Annotated in this window: 23 protein-coding genes; 12 read left to right on the top strand and 11 right to left on the bottom strand. The window is 43.7% G+C overall.

Going from position 1 to position 25,900, the window contains the following annotated elements; genetic code table 11:
* The first annotated feature begins 56 nt into the window (after positions 1 to 56).
* The 3 genes from yrbN to D3222_RS24920 all read left to right on the top strand — a co-directional run bounded on the left by yrbN (position 57) and on the right by D3222_RS24920 (position 2,591).
* Positions 57 to 137 carry a protein YrbN gene (yrbN, locus tag D3222_RS26580; protein ID WP_110742800.1) on the top strand — a complete coding sequence of 27 codons (81 nt, stop codon included), beginning with the start codon at positions 57 to 59 and terminating at the stop codon, positions 135 to 137.
* Positions 127 to 2,073, top strand: coding sequence for a DEAD/DEAH family ATP-dependent RNA helicase (locus D3222_RS01830; protein WP_118984593.1), 1,947 nt, complete (start codon positions 127 to 129; stop codon positions 2,071 to 2,073). The genes yrbN and D3222_RS01830 overlap by 11 nt, the downstream gene beginning before the upstream one ends.
* 359 nt (positions 2,074 to 2,432) lie before the next feature.
* Complete coding sequence (locus tag D3222_RS24920; RefSeq protein WP_157975269.1) at positions 2,433 to 2,591, top strand: hypothetical protein; 159 nt, start codon at positions 2,433 to 2,435, stop codon at positions 2,589 to 2,591.
* Positions 2,592 to 3,421: 830 nt separating this feature from the next.
* Here the strand turns inward: D3222_RS24920 and D3222_RS01820 are convergent.
* The 3 genes from D3222_RS01820 to D3222_RS01810 all read right to left on the bottom strand — a co-directional run bounded on the left by D3222_RS01820 (position 3,422) and on the right by D3222_RS01810 (position 7,811).
* Positions 3,422 to 5,224: a carbon starvation CstA family protein gene (locus tag D3222_RS01820; protein WP_118984591.1), complete on the bottom strand. Its 1,803-nt coding sequence runs from the start codon at positions 5,222 to 5,224 to the stop codon at positions 3,422 to 3,424.
* 170 nt (positions 5,225 to 5,394) lie between these two features.
* Positions 5,395 to 6,111 carry a two-component system response regulator BtsR gene (gene btsR / locus D3222_RS01815; RefSeq protein ID WP_118984590.1) on the bottom strand — a complete coding sequence of 239 codons (717 nt, stop codon included), beginning with the start codon at positions 6,109 to 6,111 and terminating at the stop codon, positions 5,395 to 5,397.
* A 2-nt stretch (positions 6,112 to 6,113) separates the two neighbouring features.
* Positions 6,114 to 7,811 carry a sensor histidine kinase gene (locus D3222_RS01810; RefSeq protein ID WP_118984589.1) on the bottom strand — a complete coding sequence of 566 codons (1,698 nt, stop codon included), beginning with the start codon at positions 7,809 to 7,811 and terminating at the stop codon, positions 6,114 to 6,116.
* 235 nt (positions 7,812 to 8,046) lie between these two features.
* On the opposite strand from D3222_RS01810, the gene D3222_RS01805 reads away from it, so the two are divergent.
* The 5 genes from D3222_RS01805 to D3222_RS01780 all read left to right on the top strand — a co-directional run bounded on the left by D3222_RS01805 (position 8,047) and on the right by D3222_RS01780 (position 12,833).
* On the top strand, positions 8,047 to 9,018 hold the full coding sequence (locus D3222_RS01805; RefSeq protein ID WP_118984588.1) for an HlyD family secretion protein: 972 nt from the start codon (positions 8,047 to 8,049) through the stop codon (positions 9,016 to 9,018).
* Positions 9,019 to 9,029: 11 nt separating this feature from the next.
* On the top strand, positions 9,030 to 10,175 hold the full coding sequence (locus tag D3222_RS01800; protein WP_118984587.1) for an ABC transporter permease: 1,146 nt from the start codon (positions 9,030 to 9,032) through the stop codon (positions 10,173 to 10,175).
* Positions 10,175 to 11,320: an ABC transporter permease gene (locus D3222_RS01795; protein WP_118984586.1), complete on the top strand. Its 1,146-nt coding sequence runs from the start codon at positions 10,175 to 10,177 to the stop codon at positions 11,318 to 11,320. Before D3222_RS01800 ends, D3222_RS01795 begins: the two co-directional genes overlap by 1 nt.
* A 915-nt stretch (positions 11,321 to 12,235) precedes the next feature.
* On the top strand, positions 12,236 to 12,553 hold the full coding sequence (locus D3222_RS01785) for a type II toxin-antitoxin system RelE/ParE family toxin (protein WP_118984584.1): 318 nt from the start codon (positions 12,236 to 12,238) through the stop codon (positions 12,551 to 12,553).
* Complete coding sequence (locus tag D3222_RS01780) at positions 12,546 to 12,833, top strand: helix-turn-helix domain-containing protein (RefSeq protein ID WP_118984583.1); 288 nt, start codon at positions 12,546 to 12,548, stop codon at positions 12,831 to 12,833. Before D3222_RS01785 ends, D3222_RS01780 begins: the two co-directional genes overlap by 8 nt.
* Positions 12,834 to 12,937: 104 nt before the next feature.
* Here D3222_RS01780 and D3222_RS01775 read toward each other — a convergent pair whose 3' ends face one another.
* The 7 genes from D3222_RS01775 to D3222_RS01745 form a co-directional block, all read right to left on the bottom strand.
* Positions 12,938 to 13,480, bottom strand: a complete 543-nt coding sequence (locus D3222_RS01775) for a CDP-archaeol synthase (RefSeq protein ID WP_118984582.1) — start codon at positions 13,478 to 13,480, stop codon at positions 12,938 to 12,940.
* Entirely contained in the window at positions 13,470 to 14,093 is a 624-nt protein-coding gene (locus D3222_RS01770; RefSeq protein WP_118984581.1) for a CDP-alcohol phosphatidyltransferase family protein, read from the bottom strand. Before D3222_RS01770 ends, D3222_RS01775 begins: the two co-directional genes overlap by 11 nt.
* Positions 14,090 to 15,676, bottom strand: coding sequence for a fatty acid CoA ligase family protein (locus tag D3222_RS01765; protein ID WP_118984580.1), 1,587 nt, complete (start codon positions 15,674 to 15,676; stop codon positions 14,090 to 14,092). Before D3222_RS01765 ends, D3222_RS01770 begins: the two co-directional genes overlap by 4 nt.
* Positions 15,673 to 16,728 (bottom strand): hypothetical protein, encoded by a 1,056-nt coding sequence (locus D3222_RS01760; protein WP_118984579.1) that lies wholly within the window; start codon positions 16,726 to 16,728, stop codon positions 15,673 to 15,675. Before D3222_RS01760 ends, D3222_RS01765 begins: the two co-directional genes overlap by 4 nt.
* On the bottom strand, positions 16,721 to 19,465 hold the full coding sequence (locus D3222_RS01755; protein WP_232832372.1) for a phosphoenolpyruvate synthase: 2,745 nt from the start codon (positions 19,463 to 19,465) through the stop codon (positions 16,721 to 16,723). Before D3222_RS01755 ends, D3222_RS01760 begins: the two co-directional genes overlap by 8 nt.
* 162 nt (positions 19,466 to 19,627) lie before the next feature.
* Positions 19,628 to 22,156 (bottom strand): phosphotransferase, encoded by a 2,529-nt coding sequence (locus tag D3222_RS01750; protein ID WP_118984577.1) that lies wholly within the window; start codon positions 22,154 to 22,156, stop codon positions 19,628 to 19,630.
* Between the two features lie 20 nt (positions 22,157 to 22,176).
* Complete coding sequence (locus D3222_RS01745; protein ID WP_118984576.1) at positions 22,177 to 23,121, bottom strand: prenyltransferase; 945 nt, start codon at positions 23,119 to 23,121, stop codon at positions 22,177 to 22,179.
* Between the two features lie 619 nt (positions 23,122 to 23,740).
* On the opposite strand from D3222_RS01745, the gene D3222_RS01740 reads away from it, so the two are divergent.
* Both D3222_RS01740 and D3222_RS01735 read left to right on the top strand, forming a co-directional pair.
* Positions 23,741 to 24,037, top strand: a complete 297-nt coding sequence (locus D3222_RS01740) for a hypothetical protein (protein WP_118984575.1) — start codon at positions 23,741 to 23,743, stop codon at positions 24,035 to 24,037.
* Positions 24,031 to 24,534, top strand: coding sequence for a GNAT family N-acetyltransferase (locus tag D3222_RS01735; RefSeq protein WP_118984574.1), 504 nt, complete (start codon positions 24,031 to 24,033; stop codon positions 24,532 to 24,534). The genes D3222_RS01740 and D3222_RS01735 overlap by 7 nt, the downstream gene beginning before the upstream one ends.
* Here the strand turns inward: D3222_RS01735 and D3222_RS01730 are convergent.
* Positions 24,503 to 24,817, bottom strand: coding sequence for a GIY-YIG nuclease family protein (locus tag D3222_RS01730; protein WP_118984573.1), 315 nt, complete (start codon positions 24,815 to 24,817; stop codon positions 24,503 to 24,505). The two genes, D3222_RS01735 and D3222_RS01730, sit on opposite strands and share 32 nt — an antisense overlap.
* A gap of 274 nt (positions 24,818 to 25,091) precedes the next feature.
* Between D3222_RS01730 and bhsA the strand changes: the two genes are divergently transcribed.
* The gene (bhsA, locus tag D3222_RS01725; protein WP_118984572.1) at positions 25,092 to 25,343 is read left to right on the top strand and encodes a multiple stress resistance protein BhsA; all 252 of its coding nucleotides are present in this window, start codon (positions 25,092 to 25,094) and stop codon (positions 25,341 to 25,343) included.
* Between the two features lie 123 nt (positions 25,344 to 25,466).
* Positions 25,467 to 25,898 (top strand): YhbP family protein, encoded by a 432-nt coding sequence (locus tag D3222_RS01720; protein WP_118984571.1) that lies wholly within the window; start codon positions 25,467 to 25,469, stop codon positions 25,896 to 25,898.
* The last annotated feature ends 2 nt before the right edge of the window (positions 25,899 to 25,900 follow it).

The following is a 25,900-nucleotide window of genomic DNA, read 5'->3' as shown; positions in this document are numbered from 1 at the left end:
CGATGAGGGCTTGTTTGTTCGTTTAATTACATACTTTGAGCCAGTTCACATTTTAAATGAAAATGACCGAAATTTTTTTCAATGCGTTATGTAGACTGGCCGCCATAACTAATGAGGCACCATTACATGACCACTGAAACTGAAATCTCCTTTGCTGATCTGGGTTTATCAGCACCTATTCTTTCCGCACTGGAAGATCTTGGCTATGAAAAGCCATCTCCAATTCAGCAACAATGTATCCCCCATTTATTAAATGGTCGTGATGTGCTGGGTATGGCACAGACCGGCAGTGGTAAAACGGCGGCATTCAGCCTGCCTTTATTGCATAACATCAATGCTGAGCTGAAAGCTCCGCAGATCCTTGTGTTGGCACCGACCCGTGAACTGGCGGTACAGGTAGCCGAAGCGTGCGCGGATTTTTCTAAACATATGCGTAACGTGAATGTTGTTGCACTGTATGGTGGGCAACGTTATGACGTTCAGTTACGTGCTTTGCGTCAAGGGCCACAAATTGTTGTGGGTACACCAGGACGTCTTCTGGACCATCTGAAGCGTGGTACGTTGGATCTGTCTAACCTGAGCGGTTTAGTTTTGGATGAAGCAGACGAAATGCTGCGTATGGGCTTTATCGAAGATGTTGAAAACATCATGAGCCAGATCCCTGCTGAACATCAGACTGCGCTGTTCTCTGCAACGATGCCAGAAGCTATCCGTCGCATTACTCGTCGTTTCATGAACGATCCGCAAGAAGTGCGTATCCAGGCGAGTGTAACTACCCGTCCTGACATCAGCCAGAGTTATTGGTCTGTTTACGGTATGCGTAAAAATGAAGCGCTGGTGCGTTTCCTAGAAGCTGAAGATTTTGATGCTGCGATTATTTTCGTGCGTACTAAAAATGCAACGCTGGAAGTGGCAGAAGCACTGGAGCGTAGTGGTTACAATAGTGCGGCCTTGAACGGTGATATGAACCAGGCATTGCGTGAGCAGACACTGGAACGTCTGAAAGATGGTCGTTTGGATATTCTGATCGCAACGGATGTTGCAGCGCGTGGTCTGGATGTTGAGCGTATCAGTTTGGTTGTTAACTATGATATTCCAATGGATGCGGAATCTTATGTTCACCGTATTGGTCGTACAGGTCGTGCGGGACGTGCGGGACGTGCATTACTGTTTGTAGAAAACCGTGAACGCCGCCTGCTGCGTAACGTTGAACGTACAATGAAGTTGACTATCCCTGAAGTTGAACTGCCGAATGCCGAGTTGCTGAGTCAGCGCCGTCTGGAAAAATTCGCAGCCAATGTGCAACAACAACTGGAAAGCAGCGATTTGGAGCAGTACCGTGCTCTGTTGTCCAAATTGCAACCTGCGGAAGATCTGGATATAGAAACTCTGGCAGCGGCGTTGTTGAAAATGGCACAAGGTGAGCGTCCGTTGATTCTGCCACCCGATCCGGTTCGCCGTCCTCGTCGTGAGTTCAACGAGCGTGATGATCGTCGTCGCAATGGTTCCGATGATCGTGGTGAGCGGGGTGAACAACGTGGTGATCGTCCTCGCCGTGAGCGCCGTGATGTTGGTGACATGGAGCTGTACCGTATTGAAGTGGGTCGTGACGATGGTGTTGAAGTTCGTCATATCGTTGGTGCGATTGCTAACGAAGGCGATATCAGCAGCCGTTATATTGGTAACATCAAACTGTTTGCAACTCATTCTACAATTGAGCTGCCAAAAGGTATGCCAGGTGACTTGTTGTCTCACTTTACCCGTACTCGTATTCTGAATAAACCAATGAATATGCAGTTAATGGGTGATGCGCAACCATTTGAACGTCGTGAACGCCGTGGTGGTCCACGTAACGGTAGCGGTAACGGTAATAGTAATGGCAATGCTCCTCGCCGTGATCGTGAGAATTTCAACGGTGGTGGCCGTCGTTTCAGCGGTGAACGCCGTAGTGGAGAAGGTCGTGGTGGTGAAAGTCGCGGTGAAGGCCAAAACCGTAGCAATTTCCGTGGTCGTAGCGATGAGAATGGTTCATCTGCTCCACGCCGTCGTTATAACAACAGCAACGCGCAGTAATTAACTGATATTTGCATGATAAAACGGCTCCTTTTTACAGGAGCCGTTTTTGTTGTCATCCTTAAACCACCTCCTAGGGCTGTCTTTTAGCCACAATTTTTTATCATGCTGTTATTCTATAATTTATATTATTTTTCAAACAGGTAGATAATAAAAACACCACGTTAAGGCGCGGGTAAAAAAGAGAATAATTATCAATAAAGTGATGAGAATGGATTCATTGAGGAAAAACCATAATCCTCATAGGATATAACCAAGAATGATAATTATTTTATCGCTTATCAGTGATAATAGTGAATTTAAAACCGAGATACTTATGAGGTTTTTTTAGAGGCATCGATATTAATGCTCTGGGTTTTATGATGAACCAGGGCAGCATTTCACACGCTTTATCTGAATGTGATAAAACAGCGGTTAAAAAAAGCCATTTTTCACCCGTCAATCTGGTTTTAAAATCTGGAAAAAAAGAACAAGCTCATCATGAAAAAACAGGTAAAAACTTTAATCATGAAAAGTAAAAAACAGTGATTGAGGATTTTTTAAAATGGGTAAAAGATTCGATGCTTTGCTGACATAGAAAGAGAAAGCAGTAGGAAAAACGGGTTTTAAATTGATTAATCAGGTGGCAAAATGACAATATTAATCCAATAGCAAAAACATAAGATTATATTGAAACATTTAACAGGATTAAGAAAATTATCAGCGAAAAAAGCACGGAAAAGTTTAAAAGCATTAAAGATTATTAAAGATTATTAAAGAAAATAGTGTTGTTTTTAATACCATTAATATATCTGTTACTCTCTCTGATTTTAAACCTAAAAAAATAAAATACAGAAAAACGCGAAAAAAGTGGAATCCCGGCCTGGTAAATCAGCAAGTAAATAGCCTGATGAAATAAAAATATCCCTTTCTGTTTTTTCGGATAATCACCTTTCTTTTTCATGGCTTAAATCCTGAAAAATTAACTGTTTTATCCCTTTTTTATTGCGTTATTTTCAGGGTTTTCTTCGTAAAATAACTGGCGAGAAAACTTTTGAATACCTATCTGTTCGGATAACATTTTTTTACGTGCGGATTTCTTTTCAACTCTCTATTAATGGTTAATGATTTTCGATTAAATGTAATTAACTCTCTTTTGAAAAGTTGCATGTATTGAGTTAAATCCACCCTTGATATAAAATCTTTAATACTTCTGTGTTCGCGTTTTTAAATGATTATGGTAAATGAGGTAAATGTAAAATAAGTGGAGTATAGAATCCCTTATAAATGAATTAAATATATATTCATTTTATAGTAAAAGAAGCCGCCCTTATAAAGAGGCGGCTTTGATCTTTAATACTAAGAAGAATCAGTTACTCAGTACTTCAACCGGATTGTTTGCACTGCGTGCACGCCATAGTTTCAGCCATTGCATAATAGAAGAAACCATAATCACTACGCCGAGGATAACCATCACAATGGAGATAGTCCCGTTGAAGATGTTGAAACCTTTTGCTGCGGAGTTGAAATAGACATTTTTCACCATCCAGTAAGCAGCGTAGTTCACCGTAACATACAGGTAAGCCAGCGGGATCAGGCAGGTCAACATATACCAGCGTTTTTCAGACAAGCGCAGGATAATTGTTGCACCAATCATTAGGCCGATAGATGCCATTAGTTGATTGGATACACCAAATAGTGCCCAAACTGAATTGATATCACCGGAATTCAGCAGATAACCCCACAGTAAACAGGCAACGATACTGCAACCGACTGAGCCCGGTAACCAGTCGAGGCGTTTCAGCGGTGCCCAGATATCGCCCAGAAAATCTTGCAGTAGGTAGCGAGCAACACGTGTACCAGAGTCAACTGCTGTCAGGATAAACACCGCTTCGAACATGACGACGAACTGGAAGAAATAGGATGCCAATTGGCTGAACCAGGGGATACGGGTGAAGATATCCGCCATACCCACTGCCAGGGTGACTGCACCACCAGTACGGCCATATAGATCAAGGCCAATTTCCTGACTCAGAGTTGGCAGGTGGACAACATCCATACCCAGTGTGGCGAAGACTTCCGGGGCGGAGTTAATAGCGAAATAGTCAGCAGGATACAGGGAAGTGGCTGCAATCAGCGCCATTACGCCAACAACGCATTCTGCCAACATTGCGCCGAAGCCAACGGGCAGAATATCACTCCATTTATCGATCTGTTTTGGTGTCGTACCAGAACCGATAAATGCGTGGAAGCCAGAAATTGCACCACAAGCGATAGTGATAGAGATAAACGGCCATACCGGTCCAGCCAGCACCGGGCCATTACCATGAATAAATTCAGTCACTGCCGGGAATTGGATCTCCGGGTTAATAAAGATCACACCCACAACCAGCGCGCCGAATACACCGATTTTCATAAAGCTGGAGAGATAGCCACGTGGAGTCAGCAGCATCCATACTGGCAGGGCAGTTGCGAAAAATGCATAGATTGGCAGTGCCATGCTGACAGTGGATGTACGTAGACTCAGCCATTCACCGAAAGCAGATTCCTGGATATAAGGGCCGATGAGCACACAGGCCATAATAGTGATAATGCCTACCCAGGTTGCTCCGCGCATATTGCCGGTAAAGCGTTCCCACAGGCCGACCCCGATGGCCACAGGAATGGTCATAAATACTGCAAACGTTCCCCAGGGGTTACGTTCTAATGCGTGAACCACCACCATAGACAGACCTGCCATGGTAATCGTGATGATGAACAACATCGCAAGGCCGGTACACCAGCCCGCAACTGGGCCAAGTTCTGCTTTGGCAACTTCTGATAGGGATTTACCACGATGTTTCATTGAGGCGAATAAAACAACTGTATCGTGTACAGCACCGCCGATAACACAGCCGATTAACAGCCATAACATACTGGGCAGATAACCGTATTGAGCGGCTAATACTGGGCCAACCAGAGGTCCTGCGGCTGCGATTGCCGCGAAGTGGCTACCGAAATTCACCCATTTTTTCGTGGGCACATAATCTTTGCCGTCTTCCAGTAAATGCGAAGGAGTCACTTCACTGTCATCAGCCTTTAATACTTTCTTAACGAAAAATACGCCGTACAAACGGTAGCAGATAACCAGAATACACAACGTCGCAATAACAAATGTGAGAGCGTGCTGCATTTCTCTTCTCCTGAGGGCTATAATTTTTTACTCCTATCTTGTCACAGCTAAAGCAAGCTATCAGGAAGTGTCTGAGTAAGTGGTTGTATGGCGGGTTAAGTGGTTAGATTCAGCAGGTAAGCGGTGAGTCGAAACTTACTAACCTGCTGAAAGTGTGATAAATGTCACGATTATTTCAATCCTAGAGCCTCTTTCAGCGGTTTCAAATAACGGCGGCTGACAGGAATAGTTTGACCATTACGTAAAACCAGTTCGGCTTGTCCGTTATCACCAAACAGGATTTCGCGCAGATGGGTCATATTGACCAAATATTGACGATGATTTCTCATCAGTGGTGTCCGGGTTTCCAGTGTGCGAAGAGTCAGTTCAGTGAATCCTTCCTGCCCATTGGTACACATAACATAGACTCCGCTTGGGCGGGAGGTGACATAAAGAACCTCATCCTGTTGAACCAGCCAGATCCGGCTGTGGCCTGTGCATGGGATATATTTCAGCGGCTCTTCTGCTTTCAGTATGGAAATATCCTGTTTATGATGCCCTTGTCGTAATCGGTGCAAGGTTTTGGCCAGACGGTTTTTTTCCAGTGGTTTTAATAAGTAATCAAATGCGCTTTCTTCAAACGCTTGTATTGCATATTCATCAAATGCGGTCAGGAAAACGATATAGGGGCGGTGTTCTGGATCGAGCATACCTACCATTTCTAACCCGGTGATACGTGGCATCTGGATATCCAAAAACACAACATCTGGTTTCAGGCGATGTATGGCCCCAATAGCCTCAATGGCGTTGGCGCATTCGCCAATAATTTGGATATCCTGTTCTTCTTCCAACAAGCAACGTAGGTTTTCTCGCGCCAGTGGTTCGTCATCAACAATTAATATATTCATGCTCACACAGTTTTATCAGCCTCTTTATTTAATGGTAAACATAAAATTACGCGGGTAAATTGTTCTGGCTGGCAATCTATTTGCACACCATAATTTTCACCATAGCGAAGTCGCAGCCGTTTATCCACCAGGCTCATTCCTAGTCCATCTCCCATAGAAACTGACTTATAAAGACCCGCATTATCTTCCACTTCCAGTATCAGCAATCGATCCTGTTGATGAGCTCGGATGGTAATCCTACCGGTTTCCAGTAATTGTGATGTGCCGTGTTTGATCGCATTTTCTACTATTGGTTGGAGAGAAAAAGCAGGCAGTTTGGCGTGAAGCAGAGATTCCGGCAGTTCAATAGTTATTTGCAGGTGATTACGGAAACGCGCCTTCTCAATTTGTAAGTAAGCATTCACATGCTCTATTTCATCAGACAGCGTGACAACCTCTTCTGACCGTTTCAAGTTTTTACGGAAGAAAGTTGAGAGATATTGCACTAACTGACCAGCTTGATTGCTGTCCCGTCGGATCACTGCTTGCAGGGTATTTAAGGCATTAAATAAAAAGTGAGGATTCACTTGCGCGTGAAGCAGCTTAATCTCTGACTGGAGCAGTGATTGTTTGTTACGTTCATATTGTCCGGCGAGGATTTGGGCAGATAACAGGCTGGCAATACTTTCCCCCAGGGTGCGATTGATTGAGCTAAACAGACGGTTTTTGGCTTCGTAAAGTTTAATTGCGCCGATAACTTGCTGATTTTCTCCCCGTAGTGGAATGACCAGGGTGGAGCCTAGTTTGCAAGCTGGATTGATTGAACAACGGTAAGGTATTTCATTGCCATCGGCATAAACGACTTCATTATTCTCAATCGCCCGGCGGGAGTGCTCCGAAGAAATAGGTGTTCCAGGAAGGTGATGATCTGAACCGATACCAATAAATGCTAGGAGTTTTTCTCTGTCTGTAATAGCAACTGCACCGATTTCCAGTTGTTGATAAATAACTTTTGCTACTTGCATACTGTTATTTTCATTAAATCCTTTTCGCAGAATACCCTCCGTATAGACAGCGATTTTCAGGGCCTGAGCAGAAAATGCACTGGTATATTTTTCAAATATTGCGCGCCGGTCAAGTAGGATGCGTATAAACATTGCTGCGCCAATACTATTGGTGACGATCATGGGGGCTGCGATATTTTTGACCAATGCTAATGTTTCACTGTATGGACGGGCGAGCAGAAGTAAAATGCCCATCTGTATTATTTCAGCACAAAACGTGACGATAGCGGCTGTCCAGGGATTAATCAGTCGGTTTATTTGACCACGTTTCGTCAGATAGTTGTGGATAATGCCACCGATTAAACCTTCAATAATGGTCGATATCATGCAACTGAAAGCTGTCATCCCACCAAGGGAGTAGCGGTGTAGTCCACCGGTTAATCCCACCAACGCGCCGACACTTGGCCCACCTAGAAGCCCGCCAAGGACTGCACCAATAGCGCGGGTATTGGCAATGGAATCACCTACATGCAGTCCAAAATAAGTTCCCATAATACAGAAAATGGAAAAAGTGACATAACACAGCAGTTTATGAGGTAAACGCAGAGTGACTTGTAACAGTGGAATAAATAGTGGTGTTTTACTTAGTAGCCAGGCGATAACCAAATAAACACACATCTGTTGTAGTAATAACAACACAAGATTAAATTCGTACATAGACTTTCCGGGAGGATTTGTGAATGTTATTAGTTTACAGAAACAGCTAATAATATTATTAAAAGTTTAGTTTAAGTAGGTTAATATTTGACAAGAATCATAAACCACTACACTATTATAAAGACTTATTCTTTCCGTCAGTGATTATACGTACAAATATATAAGAAATTTTCCGTGAAATAATGAGAATATGCTATTAGTTTCAGGTTGAGCAATTTTGAGTGTGTAAGACATAATGAAAAAAACGACACTTTTTACGATCTTACTGGTTATCCTGCTCACAGCAATGGCTGTGTTATTTCGTTCTCATAACCAATATTTATTGTTACAGGGTGAAGTTGATGCGCCGGAAGTGATTGTGGCATCTAAAGCCAAAGGCCGGGTGATCGAGCGCCACGTCGAGCGGGGAGATGATGTCAAAACAGGTCAGCTCTTGATCACACTTGAAAGCCCTGAATTACTGGCTCAAGTCGCTTCATTGGAAGCTGTCCGTGATCAGGCTAAAGCGCAGTTAGAGCAATCTTTGCATGGTACGCGTGAAGAAAGTATCCGGAATCTGGAAGCGGGTTTAGCACAGGCTCAGGCTGAATATGGTAATGCGGTACGTGAATATGATCGTATTCAGAACATCGCGTCTAAAGGTTATGTTTCACGGAACGATCTAGATAATGCCCATAGAAATAGGGATGTTTCCTATCAGAAAATGCAGAGCGCAAAAGCGGCATTGGATGAAGGTATGCATGGTGACAGGATTGAGCTACGCCAGAAATATGCAGCAGCTCTACGTCAGGCTGAACAGCAACTGATTGAGTTACAAACCCAGAGTGATGATTTGCAGGTCAAAGCACCTGTCGCGGGAGAAGTTGGGCCGATTCCGGCGGAAATTGGTGAATTATTTAATGCTAATAGCCCTTTGGTGACACTAGTTCGTGTACCGGAAGCTTATTTTATTTATAACCTTCGGGAAGACATTCTGGCGAAAGTGCGTAAAGGGGATAAAGTCAAACTCCGTGTTCCTGCGCTGGGTGATAAAGAGATCGAAGCAGAAATACGTTATATCGCCCCGATGGGAGATTACGCAACCAAACGCGCGACGCGTGCGACCGGTGATTTTGACCTGAGAACCTTTGAAGTTCGTTTGTTCCCCTTACAGCCGGTTGAAGGTTTACGCCCTGGTATGAGCGCCTTGTGGCGTTGGGATAAATAGGTGACTTGTTGATGAGGAGCAAGGTTGCATGGCGTGGGTTCGAACGCGCTTTTAGTCAAGAGATTCGGGCTACGATCCGCAGTCCAGTTTTTCACTGGCTAAGTTGGTTATTCCCTTTGATGCTGTTTGTGCTAATCAGCGCTAACTTTTCAGAAGGGACGTTGCTCAATCTGCCGGTATCAGTAGTGGATAATGATCATAGCCCGTTGTCACGTAGTCTGATCCGTAATCTGGATGGTGCTTCTCATGCGCAGATTAAATCCTACGATGGCGGATTGCATGAATCTCTTGAACGGCTCGGCGATGCTAAGGATTACTCTCTGCTTTATATCCCGAATGATTTTGAGGCTGATGCTCTCCGGGGGGACCAGCCAACCGTTCGTATGTATTACAACGCATTGTTTTATGGTGCCGGGAGTTATTCTATTCAGGATTTCAGTGGAGTAATGGCGGAAATCAATGCGAAATACCGTTCCATATTGGCAACGGAGATGGGGCACCAGTTACCTCCGTTAGCCAATGTCACACTCGCTTATGACAGTCTTTTCAATGCTAGTGGTAGTTACATTTATTATCAGCAGTTTGCGGCCACTATCCATTTGTTACAGCTTTTTGTTGTGACTTGCACGATTTACAGTATGTCCCGCAGCAGTACGCTGATGACAATGAAACCGTTTACCTTCGCCCTGTTGGGAAAATTGATGCCTTATACCCTGTTTTTTACTCTGTTGTTGATTGTGGAGTTGGCGGCGCTGATTGGGGTATTTGATGCAAAAGTGAATGGTAATCCAATATATATGGTGGTAGTCGGTTTCTTCTATGTGATTGCCGCTCAAAGTATTGGCCTGTTATTATTTACTTTCACCAATAGTGCACTGACAGCGTATAGCCTTATCGGGGTGCTGGTGAGTATTGCGATGACCTTTTCAGGTATGTCAGTACCCGAATTATCAATGATATTGCCGGCGCGAATAATTGCCAATCTTGAGCCTTTGACCCATGCCTTGAATGCGATGTTTGATATTTTTCTGCGTGAGGTTTCTTTACTGGGTATTTTATCTGTTTGTGCTTCGTTACTGATCTATCCGGTCGTTTGTTCCCTGCTGGTGCGTAACCGATTATTGAAACGGCTTAGTCTGCCACAAGGTGGTGAATGATGCAGATGTATTGGCAGACTTTTCGCCGGGTATTCATGGGTATGCTGGAAAAACCCATGTGGATGTTGATGCTGGCTTCCTTGTGTCTGATGAGTTTAGTGTATGTCCGGCCAACAGTATGGGATCTGCCCGTTGCCGTGATCGATCAGGATCACAGCTTCGCCAGTCGTGCTTTGATACGTCAGCTTAATTCCACGGCTAAAATTGCGGTCCACGGCTATGACAATCTGGCTGATGCTCGTCACGATCTGCTGTTACGTGAAATTTTTGCGATTATTATCATACCGGCGGATCTGGAGAAAAATATCCTTAATGGAAAAAATATCACCTTCCCAATTTATGGAGATGCAACGAGTCGTCTTGCCAATGGGCAGATTCAGCAAGAGTTGACCTCTGCCCACCGGCAATTGCTGAGTGAATATAACAGCAAATTACTCCTGAAATATGGTTTCAGTCCTGAACAGGTAAAGCTACTACTGATGCCAATTCGTAGTGAAACTGTTGGGTTGTTTAACCCAGGAGTTAGCTTTGCTGCAATTACCTTCCCTGGTTTGTTGGTGATGTTGTTGCAACACTCTTTGCTAATATCTTGTGTGCGGGTCAGTATTTCGATGCGCAGTACACCGAAAGGTAAACCACCATTACCTGTCTATTTAGGTGCATTGTCGGCGTTATTACCAATCTGGCTTTTCCTCTCTATCATATTTTTCGTGCTTTGGCCGTGGGTATTGGGATACCGTCAGGAAGCGTCTATTCCGCTGTTATTAATGCTGACTTTCCTATTTATGCTGGCGGTGTTTGGATTGGGGAAGCTGGTGACGGAATGCATGCGCAGTGTGGAAATGATCTATCTGACGCTCGCCCTTAGCACAACGCCTGTGTTCTATATTTCCGGCACAATCTGGCCGGTACAGGCGATGCCTGATTGGGTGAGGGCAATCTCTTCCGCCTTACCATCCACTTGGGCGACAAAAGCGATTGCAGGTGTTAACCAGATGGGGCTGCCATTACAGAATGTACTGGGCGATATCGCCATGATGCTGATCCTTGGCGTGGTTTATACGCTGTTGGGGATTCTGATCGGGAGGGTGCGCAGTGGTGGATTTAGGAGAATAACTTATTATTTACGCAGGATGTTTAAGTGATGATTTATACTTCCCTTGTAATCTGATTCAATTCCATTGAAATATCGCTTAGTTGCGCTTTGTCTATGGTTTCCTTTTCATTGGATTCTGAGGTCACACGTCCCAGATTTCTATAAATATTTCATCATTAACTCCTTGATTCAATATTATTTCCTGGGCAGGTTGATTCCAAAAACTAAGATTATTATACTAAGGTAGCCAATTCTCTTTAAGGTTCTTTTCGCAGTCAGAACATGAAACGATAAGCTGAACTTTTCGTGTATTTGTTTTTTGTATAAGTGTGTATTAATCCTACCTCGATAAATATTTGTTCGTTATCTTTTTCACAGAGGATATCACCTTGTATTCTGGTGTTTTTGTCCTGAAAATATCTGTTATAGGCCGGTCTGGGATATATTTTTAAGTCTTTCTTCTCAAATGCAGTAAATAATTCCCAATTAATCCACTCTTCGAACAAATATCCAGTTTGTGCAAAATTCATGATTTGTTTTAATTTAAGAGAGAAATGATTGGATAGAATGGTGTAGATATTTTCTATTTTTATACTCATTGTAATTTTTTTATTTATTAATTCAGCCAGATAGATAAAATCTAGAGTAGTCAATTCTGAATAAAATTGTAATTAACTACATTAATAATCAGCATCAGTGCTTACCATTAAATATCGTCTGGCTCTTTTAAAATCATAACAGAACTAATGATAGTTTTGCGGTGTACTTGTAAGACGCAGTCAACTTCACTGATATGAGATGCTATCCGTGATACATCAAAGTTATCTCTAATAAAACGAATTGTTCCGGTACTTGTAGCTTATTTTTGTACGGAAAGCCGATATTTTGTCCTATAAATTAATTTATCGTTTGCATGAATTTCATGTTTAGGTTAATTTTTAACTCAGTTGAGAGAGGTAGGAAGATGTTTGAACTTTTGTATCATCCGGAAGCAACTGAGGAAGTAGAGAGTTTACCGGGTGTGTTGCGGGGTAAGATGGCAAGATTACTGGACCAGTTAGAACAACGTGGTAATGGGTTACGCTATCCATTGACAAGGCCCGTTCGGGATAGCTTATTTGAACTACGGGCTTCAGGTTCAGACATCGCAAGAACGTTATTTGTTTTCCAAAAGGGGAAGCGGATTTACATCTTACGATGCTTTGTGAAAAAAGGGGATAAAACTCCACCACCTGAAATAGAGTTAGCGCTGAAACGATTGGAGGATATGACATATGGCTAAAGTAACTCCTATCTCACATTCAGAAGTGAGAAAACGTCTTCTTAATACACCGGAAGCCATACAAGCCTATGCTGATGCCACAGAAGAATATGAGTTGTTAGAACAGCTCACTGAATGGCGGGAAAAGGCAGGTCTAAAAAAAGTAGATGTGGCTAAACGGATGGGAATTAACCCGTCCGCAGTTACCCGTATTGAGAAGAATGTAACGAGAGCTAGCTGGCACACACTTAAACGTTATGCTGCTGCATGTGGGGTTGAATTATCTTTAACTACGAAATAATGTTGTAAAATGCGTGTTCCGTTGGTGATAACACGCAGAGGCTTATCTGGTATGTCCTAAAATGGCTTCCAATTAAGGAAGCCATTTTGCTGTGGTATTCCCACCTAGAATCTCGTCTTTTTCAGCGAAAATAAAAACAGCATATTTTTAACGATAAAAGCGCTGATTAAAAACCAGAGGAAAATGAAAAGCGCATCAAGATAAGTAAGATTAAGAGAAATGAAATAGGCCATTGTAATACCAATGGCGGAATCGAGCTGATCGAATAAAATAAACAGCTGCTTATTTTGCTTCGGATGTTGTCCCGGCGGTGCGCCGAGCCTCCTTTTCAACCAGGAGTTTGGCAACTCGAAAAGAACGTAACCTAAACCCGCCAGGAACCCGGCAAATAAGCAGGAGGCAATGGTCCGTGGAATAATGGTGTCCTGTGTTTCGGTACAGAGTATTAACCACAGCGGTGAAAATAGCGCGGTAATAATGGGTACAGCAATAAAACCACGCCAGGTCTTGTTGTAGCCGAAATAACGTTGATGTACCGGGATAGCCCAGTAGGACAAATAGTTTTTTGTAACAATCACCATGTGTAAACAACCACCAAGGATAACGGGGATAAGTAAAATCCCCGCGTGATAAAAACTATTGAACATAGAGACTCCAGAAATGAAGACCTGTAAATAAAACAAACCCTGCAAGTGTTGTACTGACGATAGTACTGAGATGTTTGAACTTATAAAACGGACGATCCCATAGCATGGCGATACTGAATGCAAGGAGCGCTAGCGTTAGTAAAAGATGAGCCAACTTCGGCGTTGCCACTAAGCCGACCAAAGCGTAACCGCTAATAATAAATAAACTCCAGAATACCGGCATGCCAAGATAGGAGAGCTTACTTTCATTCTTAATATTCCCAACTTCATTGAAGACAGATAATCGCAGACAACCACTGATTATCATTAAGATAATAAACAGGGAATACCAAGATTGATAACCGGAAAGGTATAGGATAATGGCTGGTGAAACCAAGTAAATCAGTTGATCCATAAAGCCATCGAGATAGCGGCCAAAGGAACGGTCAATGTGTAAATTCCTGGCTATGATGCCATCGAGTGCATCGCCAAGCATGGCAAGATATAAGAACGCAATGGCCAGATAATACCAATGCTGTAATGCGGCTGCCACGGAGAGAGCGCTAAATACTGCTCCACCAATAGTGATATAGTCCGCTCTGTTTAGCTGGATGATGAAATGGTTACTGTTCATAATTTTTCCTTATGTGGAACGGAAGATAATTGGCCTTTCCCGAGCATATTGATCAGCGCAATCCGGTTTATTTTGCTGTTATGACGAATGTCAACAGGGATAGGATTAGCATAATAAATACGGGTAACTAGTGTGAGCGCTAACTCGTCTAAAATAGAGGGTAAATTTGTCGGTAGTGTGGCGCTTTCCAATATCAGAGCGGCTCCGCCTAAAGGATGTAATACGAATGCGTTTTGAGTGACCTCAGGTAGTTCATTGATCCTTTTTTCCAGTACGTAGGGATGAATGATACGACCATCATCTAACCGCACCTGGTCTTTTACCCGCCCAAGCAACCAGAGCTGTCCTGTGGTATCCAGGCGGCCAACATCACCGGTACAGTGCCAGATCCCTCCCTGTTTACGCGGGAGTTTGTTTTCTTTCGTTGCTTGAGGGTTATCAATATAGTCTTTGAGCACATGAGGTCCGGCAACCAAGATTTCACCGACATTACCGGCGGCCAGTGGGATAATTTGTTGGGGGTTAGCAGTTATTTCCCGGATACATATTTCTGCTTGTGTAACCGGTTTTCCGACCAGATAACCATCATGAGTTGCCCAGTGGTTTAATTGAGTCGTCATTTCAACGGTACTGATCGGTTCAACCTCGGTGGAACCATAGACCACCAAATGCCGAGCATGTGGAAAGACGGTCAGGCAGTTTTCAAGCAGTTCCTTATTGGCAGGTGCGCCGCCCACGATGACAGTCCGCACGTTAGGGAATGTCAATCTCTTGTTTCTGGCGTAATCAGTGATTTTGCTCATATAGGCGGGGGCCCCGCTGAGGCAGGTGATGCCCTCATCTTGTAACTGCCCGACAATCTTCCGCGCATCAACAGTTGCAGGATGGGCAAAGTCAAAATCAGGCAGAATACTGCTGTTGCCGCAGCATAATGAATGCAGCACCATGACAGGGAAACTGTGCAGATCGATCTCGTTCTTTTCCCCGGGAAAAATCGCTTTTATGGCATAAAGTTGTGCTAACAGGCTGTCATGAGTACGGTTTGCACCTTTAGGCATACCGGTGGAACCCGAGGTAAAAGTAATTAATCCAGTCGTATCCGGCGGTAAATCCCGGCAGATAAAGCTATTCATTGATGAATGTTGGCTGGGGGCTTTCAACACTTTCATGCCCCAGATTGGCTGTCCGATAACAAAACGGCGCAGTCGCCACAGTTCGGGGATCAGAAACCAGAATTTTCCTAACGCAGGTTGGGTGATAACCGCCGATAATTTACTGTGGCGCAGTATCTCCCTCAGTTGCTTTTTGGCAAGCCCGCGTTCAAGCATAACTGGAACTAGCCCTAGCCCCAGGATGGCGATAAGTAATGGATAAAGTACTAAGCCTGGTTGAACAATCACTAACAAGCGATCGCCAGCGACGAACCCGGCTTGGGTTAATAGACGCTGGTAATGGGAGGCATGAGAGAAAAACTCCTGAAAGCTTAAGCCGCTACTGTGATCCAATGAATGTGGCGCTTGCAGGGCTAGATGCTCAGGGTGTTTTTGGGCTGCATCGACAATGGGCTGACAAATATTTGTCATGCGATCCTCCTGTAATAAAGCGCATACTGATGCTTGGCAGCAGCAGGTGTATTGAAAAGCCGTCCCGCGGTCTTGAGCGATGTGTTATCTTCTCGCATCAGAGCACCTCCCAGGCGTGGGTGAATGCGTCTAGAGCTCTGTTCAAATGAGTGATACAGCGTGTTGTACAGCCGACTGCCCCGGTATTGCGGTGCCACTGCCACAGTTTTCAACAGTCCGATGGCGGGCTTATCGTCTTGCAAGACTGACAGACTCAGAATTAACCCGGCAATTTCGTCATTGGTGGTTTTAGCCAGAAATGAGGCAGGATAACGGCAAAAAGGTTTAATAAACTCCTCACCGCAATACTGCTGAAATGTGGGCCAAGACGGCGTGGTATAAGCGAAATTCTCACCAAACACTGAGTCGATAAAGCAGTAAAGTTTAACTTGCTCTTGCATCCATAATTCTGGTGTTAATGGCAGTAATGTTGCTTGAACATCAGGAAGTTTTTGCGCACGTTGATGAGCTTGTTGAAAGTTGCCTGCTATTGCTTGGGTATCGTCGAATATCGAGGTATAGCGGTAGCGAGTTTCAAAGCCTAATCCTTCCAATAAAAGAGGGTAGTAAGGAGGGTTATAAGGCTCATGCTCAAAGGGGGGCACATCAAAATGATCAAGTCGAACGCGATAATGTTCGAAGGTTGAAAAGTTAATCGGCCCGTAAAGATTGAGCGCGCCATTTTCCTTGGCCCATTGTTCCAGGGTGCTAAACAGTATGGTGTTGCTTGCCATATCGTTATCGGTTTCCCAAAAACCGAAAAATGCGGCGGATTGACCATCAACGGCATGGGGCACTAAAAAACCGGCAAGACGGGTTTTCCCTGGAATACAGCCAATCCAGGCTTTACTGTAATTAAACCAGGAATTTTTGGGGCTGAACTGCTGTTGCACTTTTTCCCGGTCTTCACCAGGCCAGAGCGGCCAATCGCGATAAATAATAGGAGGAAGGTCAAGAAAACCTTCAGGCAGTGGATTGGCCGGAGACCATTCTCCCATGAAGATATTAGACATGTTCACTCCTTGCTGTCTGTTCTTCTGCTGTGGTGTCGTGCAAGCGGATAACACTCCCGGTTGCGCCATCCATGCGTACCCGATCGCCATCTTTTAAAATTTGGGTGATCGCCGGAATGCCGACAATGGCGGGGATCCCCAGTTCACGAGCGACGACGGCAGAATGCGAGAGGGTGGAACCGCGCTCGATTAGTAATCCGCCTGCTGTAGGAAATAGTGGTGCCCAACCGGGATCGGTACGTACGGTACACAGGATCTGACCAGCCAGCGACATTTCATCTTGTGGGTTTTTAATTAAGCGGATAGTTGTTTCAACCTGTCCTGGGTAACAACCTATGCCCTGTAGCACCCCGCTATCGGTTGGAGCTTGTTGTTCCTGATAGGGATAGCTGTAATCTTGCTGTTGATACAGTGAACCTCTAATGAAAAAGTGATGAGCAGGTTCATCCTCTGTTTCGTAGTTGGCATATTCTTGCTTGCGTATAGCAATTAAAGGCTTAAGTTGGGTCTGTATTGCTGTTCCTTCGTAGCCGCTGTAGATCTCCTCTAACGTGAGATAAAAAATATCGCGGGGTTCAGCGAGTATCCCTTCTAGTGCATATGCCTGACCAAGTTGTAGGAAGATATCCCGATACAGCCCAAACATACGAGTTCGGGTGAAACGCATATTTTCCCGGTGGCGTATCGCTTGACGTAATTTCTGCAAATTCTTTTTGAAGGCGTTCATACGTCTGGAGCCAAGTCGCTCCTGTATTTGCTGAAATGCGGTATTTTCAGCCTGAGTACGCAACTTTCTTTCCCGGCTGGATAGCGTCTCTGGAGTGAGAGTATCGATAGCAAGGTAGTTTTTTAGTATTAGAAATAGAAAACTGGGATCTTGTTTTAGTGTGATGGTTTCCAGCTTCAATTCACCCATCGTGCGATCGCCATATTTTTTAATATAATCGATACATTGCTGGTGGAATGGTTCATCGAGTTGGCGTACTTGGGTTAGCAGGGTACGAGCATCACCGAGGGTCAACAGGTTGCACAACTCAGGGTGCTGGCGTACATATTGGCACATCTTTAACAGCACTTTGGTCGGTTGGGTGCTTTCAATATCTTCATCCCCGGAGAGAAGATCGCCTAATAATGCAGATGAATTCTCAATACCGGCATCAACCAGCCCTCGATGTACCCGGCCATTAAACATCATCACGTAGAAGTCGTTCAGGATCGGTGTTGTCCAGCGTCGTAGCAGATGTTCATCCAGATATTTCAATTTCTCGATCAGTTGGCCGCTGTTGCAAGTATGCAGCTCTGTTTGTTTTATGGCGGCGGCATGCCATTTAAACTGTTCTAAAAATAGTTCTACCCGTTGATCCATAGTCCTAAAGGCATATAGCAAGCGCAGGAGTGCCCATCCCATTTTTGGCAGTTTCTTTATTTTATTGCCCAGTGAAAGTGTTTTATCCTCAATAAAATCAACCGGGTCTTCCAGCCCCATCATTCTTTCCATATCTTTTTTATTGGTTTGGAAAGAGGGAAGTAATAGTAGTCCTTTGTACCAATTGTTGATGTTGTAATAGATCCTGCCTTTAACTAAGCCGAGCATATTTTCCAGCATGGAACGATGCTGATTAACCTGTTTATCTGAGCAACCTAAAGCACGTATTGTCTGTTCATAAACGGTGGCATAACCTGCCCGTGCAAAAGAGAAAGTCAGTGGTGTTGTTATTCCACAATAAGATTCCTGAATATTGGAGTTATCGAAGATAATATGGTGTTCGCTTTTATCATCCAGACGTGGCAAACGGGTTATTGGCCGGGTCTGTAGAATAAAGATTTGGTGATTTTGAATCGTCCATTCGATATCTTGTGGACATCCCCGTGCTGCCGCGATTTCTTTGCCAATATCTCGTAATGCATGGATTTCATTATTGGGTAAGGTCGGTTCCCACTGTTTTTCTTTCGCGACGGGTATTATGACTGTACCGCTGCCGTTGATGGTATCGAAAACAGTTGCTGTCTCTTTTTGTGTGATATGGCGTTCTATCTCAGGTGTAGTGAGATGAACTGAAAATTCGTCGGTATCGCATTCGCCGGAAACTACGCCTTCCCCGGTTCCCCAGGCGGATGAGATTAGGCAATGTTGTCTGCTACCCGTAACTGGGTGAGCAGTAAACATGACACCAGAAACCTCACCGGCAACCATGTTCTGAATGATAACAGCACTACTTATATTGCCCATCGGTAGCTGTTTGTGTAGGCGATATTGTAATGCACGTGTGTTAAACGCTGAGGCCATCACGGCACGTAAGCTATTGGCAAGTGCTAATTTACCCCGTTGAAATAGGTAGCTGTCCATTTGCCCGGCGAAAGAGGCATTGGCTGCGTCCTCGCCAATGGCTGATGAGCGAACAGCGAAAAATGTATCTGGATAATTCTCTGACAAAAGAGCTAATTCTTCTTCTAACTCAGTAGGCAACGGAATCGACTGTAGCCATTGGCGCAGAGGAGCGGCGATGGCGTCGAGTTTTTCCTGGCTAATATCATGTGGCACGGCAGCTAATTGTTCCACAATGTTAATCGCAAACGTATCGTTGATTAATAAACTGTTCAGTACCTCGCTGCTGATGACCCAATAATCAGGTACAGGGAAACCGTTTTGCGTAAGCCATAATAAATTAGCCGCTTTACCGCCTAAGGAATGTTCTGCTAATTCAATAGCGCTATCTTGAGTATAGAGATATTTCATATTGTTCCACCAATGCAGCAATAGTACACCTTGCTTACATCATGGCCCTATCTGCGCGTAATAATATTGGCGTAGGTCAATCAATAAGACACGAATGTATTACAAACTATTGCCGCACCCTTATTTTAGAGGAAGAGTAAATTAAATAATTTATTTGGGTTACTATTGGTTCCGCGTTAATGAAATAAGCCGGCGGAGCGTTTTCATCGTGCGCTCCATAAATGGATAATCAACAACATTGTGTGCCATCATATAAAGCGGAATCCTTCTCATCCATAAGTCATGCAGTGCTAATTCATAGCCACGATGCCAAATTATTGGATCGAGGAAGAGCCCCGATTTTTGCTCAAGTTCAACCCGATGTAGTTCAATATAATAAGCTACCTTATCTGCATCGCTTTGTGGGTCTAAGCTAAAGGCCAGAAGTTCTGCCAGGTCGCGTTGTGGTAGATGCACAGTAGACAACTCCCAATCCCAAGCGCATAAACGTAACCCGGTTTCCTGTTGCCGGAAGGCAATATTGCGCGGGTTGAAATCACCGTGGATCAATGTTCTTGGCATCTGTTCGATTTCTTTCCACCAGGTGGTGGCATTGTCTACCCAGTACTGGAAATCTTTGTGTTCTTCGGCGGTGAATAACTCCGGGAACGTTTGGTGGATAAAATTGCCCAGTTTTTGCCACAGAGGTTTCATCTGTGAAACCGTATCGGCATTCGCAATTTGCAGTTGTGGGAACTTCCACGTGAGCTCTTCTTCTCGTCCCAACCAGATAGAGTGAATATCAGCTACTCCTCGGATGGCAGCTTCAAGGTGGCGCTGCTCCCAAGGTGTTTCCAGGTTAATGTTGTTCATTAACACCATATCGTGGAGCAATTCTTCAATCAGGGCATAAGTTCCGGTTGCTTTGTTTTCAATCACACCATAGATAACGGGAATATAACGCATCAGCCGTGGATCTTGCTGATTCATAATAGCCAGCTCACGACTATGGCTTTGGTTAAATTCAAGCTGATGTTCAAAATCCTGGAAAACGGCAAACAACTCAGGAGAACAGTGTTTGGCGATATCCAGTACCATATTAACGACCTCACTCCCCAGAGGTTTCAGTTTCAGCATCACGGGTAAATTATTCTGTGCGGATGTCGTCATGGAAAAAGGAAATAAGCCAATTAAACGTTCCGCATAATTTGAGCTCAGATGTGTCAGTATGCTGTGTTCATCACCGCCAGAAAACTTGGGTTTGATTGTGGTCAAATGGGCTCCTTGCAAAACAGGGTTAAGATTTGCCTGTTGGAAGAAGGAGAGATCAAGTTCCTGTGGGGTGTGCGCAATAATATTGTTAGTGGTGACAGGGCGATAGCGGCCAAGTTTTTCGTGCGATTGAGCGAACTCATCCGCAGCAATGGCTGACAGTGTTGAAATATCAAGGGCCAGACAATAGCTGGCGATGATCTCAGCCAGGCGGGTGGTGCCGTTTTCATCGGTGCAGCCCAACATGTCCAGACATTCACGTTGGTGTGGTAAATAAGTTCCGCCACCGATGGTACCGACGATCAGAGAGGGCAGTGTAATACTGCAATAGACGCGGTTATCGGCAGTTAATGTCATGTGTAAATGGGCGACTGATGATTCATGTACGCAGGCAATATCTTGCCCTAGAGCGGTAAACATCCCGGCAATCACATTTGCGGCATTAATATTTATGCCGATCATCCCTGAGGCGATAGCTCCTTCGCAGACATGATGATAAGCCGTGACAAGTTGTTGTGGCGTGACTCGCAAGATTTGCTGACAGGATTCAGCCTCTAAATAAACCTCAGCGACTACACGCGTTCCACGTCCTTCGATGAAAGGTTGATAAGACACCTTTTTATCACTAGATGTATTACCATCGATCATAAAGTGATGCAGTGGTATAAACGCCATTTTGGCTAACTGTTGTTGGATCCATTGACATGCATACCAAGTGCAGATGGTGGTCATATTTTGGCCTGCCGCAGCTGCTGTATTATAGATGAATTGCAGATGGACGCTGCGCCCGATGATTTGTGGCTTTATTTCCAGCAATTGTGCATGTTTGGAGTGGCGTCCTATTTCATACCGTAATTCGCTGATATGTTCTTTGATCCAATCACTGAACATAATGCTATGCGAGACGCTATGAAATTCAAAACGAGGAGCTCGTATCATGCGTTGACCAAGTACACGCGCGGTCGTTCCCCCCGATTGCGTAATAGCGGAAGAACCACGGGATATCGAAGCAATTAAAGCGCCTTCCGTGGTGGCAAGTGGAGCATAATATACCCCTTGAGCGTATTGTCCCTTTATCAAGAGAGGGCCGGCGATTCCCACAGGGATTTCTATTGAGCCAATAAATCCCTCAATGGTTTTTGTGAGTTTGGTCGCATCCAGATGGGTATTTGCCACGTGTTCCAATGCATGCCCGGTATGTTTTGCCAAATAATCCAGACGTTTTTGTCGGGCTTCCTCGGTGTAGGTATAGAGGTGGCGGCGGGGCAATAATTTTACTTGGGTTGTTTCTGTCCGGATGGCAGATGCCTCTTGGTGTTTTTTGATGCTGAATATGTCACGTGATAATTCTAGAATAGAACCTCGCGCACAGTTTTCTATGTGAGCAGTGGTATTATCTGATGCATCACTTACATATGATTGGATATTCTTTTGCAACATAACTATATTTCCTTTAATACCTAAGCAAACCCAAGCTTTATTAAGATGCTGGCAGCGCAAACTGAATAACCTAGCACCATGAATATTCCCACGACAGCTTCATCTCGTTTGCGATTTTGGATGGTGGGGTTACGGAGGAATTTACTTAATTGCCATAGACACAATGCATAACAAACGACCAAGATAATTAACGCCCATAACGCTATACCATCAGTGGTGACATGGAGTAGCCAAATCTGTAATATCAACATCACGGTGAGTAACACCGCGATAATAGCGACGGCTCCTTTTCTGCCGAAAATAGATGAATAAGTCGGTATTTCCAGGCGCTCTTCATCCGGACCTTTACACTTGCGTGTAATTTCAAAACTGAATCCAGAGAAAAAGCACAACCCCATCAAAACCCATATTGGGAAAGTGAGTGCGAGGTTGGGACTGGCGATATTGCCCAACCACCAGATAATGAGTGGCATGACCAACATATGGGAAATGGCATACCAAGTCAGATGTTGGTTTAACCATTCACCGATAAAGAACTCTTTCCCCATAAGGCAGGTCCAGATGAAGACCAACAGCCAGGCAAAAGTAACTGAGCCAATTCCCCGATCTAGAAATAGACTTCCACCTAATTGCAATGCGATACAACAGATACCAAGTACCCGTAGATTTTTCAGCGTAATAATACCGCGCTGTAAAATCCGCTGTGGATGATGTTCACAATCCAGTTGGTAATCTTTATGCTCATCGAATATCCGTAATAGTAAAAAATAGGAGAAGGACATCAGGCAACCGAGCAGGATCTCCCATGACAAAACCGGCTTTTCCCCTATTGAATAAAAAGTTACGGAATAGCTGATGATATAAAAGATAAAGAAAAGCGGCGCATTTTGTAGCGGGAAACGCTCATCCATCCATAGCTTTATCCTCTTACCAATGAATTTTGAATAAATATCTTGGCCTTCCATACACTGTTCCTATTTATTGTATAAGGATTAAACTATATGCATCTGTGACAATTTAGCCCAAGGATAATCAATCAAGAAGCAAATCTTAATAAATCCTATGCGTGCTTTTTAGCATTATCTCTCTAAATAATTTAAAAAATACGTATGGACTAATGCCATACATTAAGCCAAAAGTTTGCAATCGGCTATAATCAGTATGTGTAAATTTTAATTTCAGTATGCAACTTATGTTTACATTTTTCTCTATAACTGTATGTTTATGAGATATTTTTGTTTACATTTAGATTAAGGAATCATGGGCTTTAATATCATATTTCAGACAGATATAGATAAGTTCTTCTCCGTTATCGACGACAACTTTGTTCCGTGAATAAATTTTTTTTGGGCAAAGTTACTGCATATAAAATATCGGAATAAAGTAATAAATGATTAGTAATTGTAATTGAATTAGTGATGGGATGTTTTGATTTAGCGCAGTTTATAGTCAGATATTACCCCAACAATTAAAAGGTAAAATTTACAGTTAGGTCTGTATTGGATTCTTGATGTAGGATCGGGCGAATGCCGATATATTTTGGCTAAATAGCTACGTTACTTTATCAAGTAAGGAGTCTGAGCTGTGTTAGGAAAAATCCACAATCTTACTCTGCGCTGGTTTATTACTGTCCGTGATAGTCATTTAGTTGTCAACCAGTATAAGCAGGAAGAGGTTAGTTTCAGCGACGAAGCCAATTATCTGATTCTAATAGTTATTCGTACAGAATTAGGGTTGTGTGTTAAAAATTTGGTAGATACGATAGCGTTGAAGTTCATGCTTACTGCTCTTTGTGCGGGTTTGTTCCAATTGGCTGAGTGTATAGAAGCGAGTTTGCCGGAGGGCGCGGATCAGTATGATCCTGCGCGATTATCATGTTGATCAGGGTAGAAATTCCAGTAGATGCAGCGGGAATAGATCAGTTATTACGGAAATCTTTTGATACCCCGGCAGAAGCGGAATTGGTCCAGCAATTGCGGGAAGATGGATTATTGACGTTAGGCATAGTTGCCACGGATGACGAAGGTCAGGTAATTGGTTACGTGGCTTTTAGTCCGGTAGATATTAATGGTGAAGATCACCAATGGGTTGGTCTGGCTCCGTTAGCGGTTGCTGAAGAATATCGTCGGCAGGGGATTGGTGAAAAGCTGGTGTATGAAGGTTTGGATAGCCTGAATGAATTTGGTTATGGCGTCGTCGTTGTTTTAGGTGATCCACACTACTATTGCCGGTTTGGTTTTACGCTTGCCAGTGAGCACCAGTTGCATTGCCAGTGGCCAACGTGTGAACCTTATTTTCAGGTATATGAATTAGCTGACAGTTTTTTGGCTGACCATAAGGGGTTGGTTACTTATTCCCCATACTTTGACTGTTTCTAATTAATGCTAAATATTCTGCTATACAGACGGGCTGGCAAATAACCAGCCTCTCTTTTTGCTGTTTACTTAATTGTTTTACTTGATATTCCAGTTGTGACGCACTGGATCGGTTGCCGGCATGACTACTGAAAACTAGCTGTAACGGTCCTTTCCCCCTCAGTGATTTTGCTCCTTTCCCGTTTTCATGTTGTGCAAAACGGCGGTGAATATTTGTTGTTATCCCGGTATAAAGCATGCCTGATTTTGTTTTCAGTAAGTAAAGAACCCATTGATTTTCTGCCATATAATTTTTTTCTGAATTTTCTATTTTTGATATTTATATTTTACTCGAACGTTTTTCTATATCATTTTTCTGAATAATTTAGTTTAAGTTATTATAATATAACAGTTTTATAAAACCTGTTACATATCAATTCGCTATACGCTGCATTTTTTATTCAAAATAATTGAAATAGAATAGCAATAATTGCTAATTTTTATTCCGGCCTTTAGAGCATACTATGATCCACATCACAGAGAGTAACTCATTCCACTAAAAATTGATCAAGGATCATAGTATGAAAAACGTAAAATATATCGCTGTTGCTTTAGCTTTAAGTGCTATCTCTTTTGGTAGTATGGCGGCAAAAGAAGTTCAAACTTCTTCTTCTCCTAAAGCTGGTGTCGTTTCTGTAACGGGGGTTGATACTTTGGAAACCCTCAGTGCCGAATTGTCCAAAAAAGCTGACAAAGCAGGCGCATCTTCTTTCCGCATTATTTCTGCTAGCGGTAAAAATCAGTTATCAGGTGTTGCTGAAATCTATAACTAATTTATAGTAGAGCATGCTGAACCCTGGCCCTGTCAGGAGATGTCAGAACACGCCGTAGGATGATGTTTATCCCGGCGTGGTTCTGGGCTTCCAGGCAGATACAATCCTGCTATTGGAGAGAGTGTGAACACCACTGAAAATTTTCAGATTATCCACGGATACCTCGCAAGACAGCATGTCCTAACGCTTTGTACAGCAATTGGTGATGATATTTGGTGCGCGAATTGCTTCTATGTTTTCAATGCCGATGAGATCGCGTTCTGGTTTATGACTGAACTTCATACTCGCCACGGTGAAATGATGCAGGTAAACCCGCGGGTTGCAGGTACCATTGCCGGGCAGATTCGAAATATTGCGCGGATAAAAGGTATTCAGTTCAAAGGGGAAGTCATTCGTCTTGAGGGTGAAAAAGATAAAGCTGCCAGAGCACGTTATTGCCGCCGTTTTCCTGTAGCAATTGCGGCTAAAACACCTATTTGGCAGTTGAATCTCAGTGAAATAAAAATGACCGATAATACGCTTGGATTTGGTAAGAAAATCTGCTGGCGGCGATAAAA

This window comes from Photorhabdus sp. CRCIA-P01 (genome assembly GCF_003545805.1).
Lineage (GTDB): Bacteria > Pseudomonadota > Gammaproteobacteria > Enterobacterales > Enterobacteriaceae > Photorhabdus > Photorhabdus antumapuensis.
Note: the sequence above shows the minus strand (reverse complement) of the source record. Positions and strands in the feature narration are given on the sequence as shown.

What these genes read in the sequence shown, in the direction of transcription:
- D3222_RS01800 (WP_118984587.1), top strand. Translation starts at nt 9,030, where the DNA reads ATGAGGAGCAAGGTTGCATGGCGTGGGTTCGAACGCGCTTTTAGTCAA.
- D3222_RS01820 (WP_118984591.1), bottom strand. Translation starts at nt 5,224, where the DNA reads ATGCAGCACGCTCTCACATTTGTTATTGCGACGTTGTGTATTCTGGTT.
- btsR (WP_118984590.1), bottom strand. Translation starts at nt 6,111, where the DNA reads ATGAATATATTAATTGTTGATGACGAACCACTGGCGCGAGAAAACCTA.
- D3222_RS01785 (WP_118984584.1), top strand. Translation starts at nt 12,236, where the DNA reads ATGTTTGAACTTTTGTATCATCCGGAAGCAACTGAGGAAGTAGAGAGT.
- D3222_RS01730 (WP_118984573.1), bottom strand. Translation starts at nt 24,817, where the DNA reads ATGGCAGAAAATCAATGGGTTCTTTACTTACTGAAAACAAAATCAGGC.
- D3222_RS01750 (WP_118984577.1), bottom strand. Translation starts at nt 22,156, where the DNA reads ATGTTGCAAAAGAATATCCAATCATATGTAAGTGATGCATCAGATAAT.
- D3222_RS01810 (WP_118984589.1), bottom strand. Translation starts at nt 7,811, where the DNA reads ATGTACGAATTTAATCTTGTGTTGTTATTACTACAACAGATGTGTGTT.
- D3222_RS01780 (WP_118984583.1), top strand. Translation starts at nt 12,546, where the DNA reads ATGGCTAAAGTAACTCCTATCTCACATTCAGAAGTGAGAAAACGTCTT.
- D3222_RS01765 (WP_118984580.1), bottom strand. Translation starts at nt 15,676, where the DNA reads ATGACAAATATTTGTCAGCCCATTGTCGATGCAGCCCAAAAACACCCT.
- D3222_RS01770 (WP_118984581.1), bottom strand. Translation starts at nt 14,093, where the DNA reads ATGAACAGTAACCATTTCATCATCCAGCTAAACAGAGCGGACTATATC.
- yrbN (WP_110742800.1), top strand. Translation starts at nt 57, where the DNA reads ATGAAAATGACCGAAATTTTTTTCAATGCGTTATGTAGACTGGCCGCC.
- D3222_RS01745 (WP_118984576.1), bottom strand. Translation starts at nt 23,121, where the DNA reads ATGGAAGGCCAAGATATTTATTCAAAATTCATTGGTAAGAGGATAAAG.
- D3222_RS01830 (WP_118984593.1), top strand. Translation starts at nt 127, where the DNA reads ATGACCACTGAAACTGAAATCTCCTTTGCTGATCTGGGTTTATCAGCA.
- D3222_RS01735 (WP_118984574.1), top strand. Translation starts at nt 24,031, where the DNA reads ATGTTGATCAGGGTAGAAATTCCAGTAGATGCAGCGGGAATAGATCAG.
- bhsA (WP_118984572.1), top strand. Translation starts at nt 25,092, where the DNA reads ATGAAAAACGTAAAATATATCGCTGTTGCTTTAGCTTTAAGTGCTATC.
- D3222_RS01775 (WP_118984582.1), bottom strand. Translation starts at nt 13,480, where the DNA reads ATGTTCAATAGTTTTTATCACGCGGGGATTTTACTTATCCCCGTTATC.
- D3222_RS24920 (WP_157975269.1), top strand. Translation starts at nt 2,433, where the DNA reads ATGATGAACCAGGGCAGCATTTCACACGCTTTATCTGAATGTGATAAA.
- D3222_RS01795 (WP_118984586.1), top strand. Translation starts at nt 10,175, where the DNA reads ATGCAGATGTATTGGCAGACTTTTCGCCGGGTATTCATGGGTATGCTG.
- D3222_RS01755 (WP_232832372.1), bottom strand. Translation starts at nt 19,465, where the DNA reads ATGAAATATCTCTATACTCAAGATAGCGCTATTGAATTAGCAGAACAT.
- D3222_RS01760 (WP_118984579.1), bottom strand. Translation starts at nt 16,728, where the DNA reads ATGTCTAATATCTTCATGGGAGAATGGTCTCCGGCCAATCCACTGCCT.
- D3222_RS01805 (WP_118984588.1), top strand. Translation starts at nt 8,047, where the DNA reads ATGAAAAAAACGACACTTTTTACGATCTTACTGGTTATCCTGCTCACA.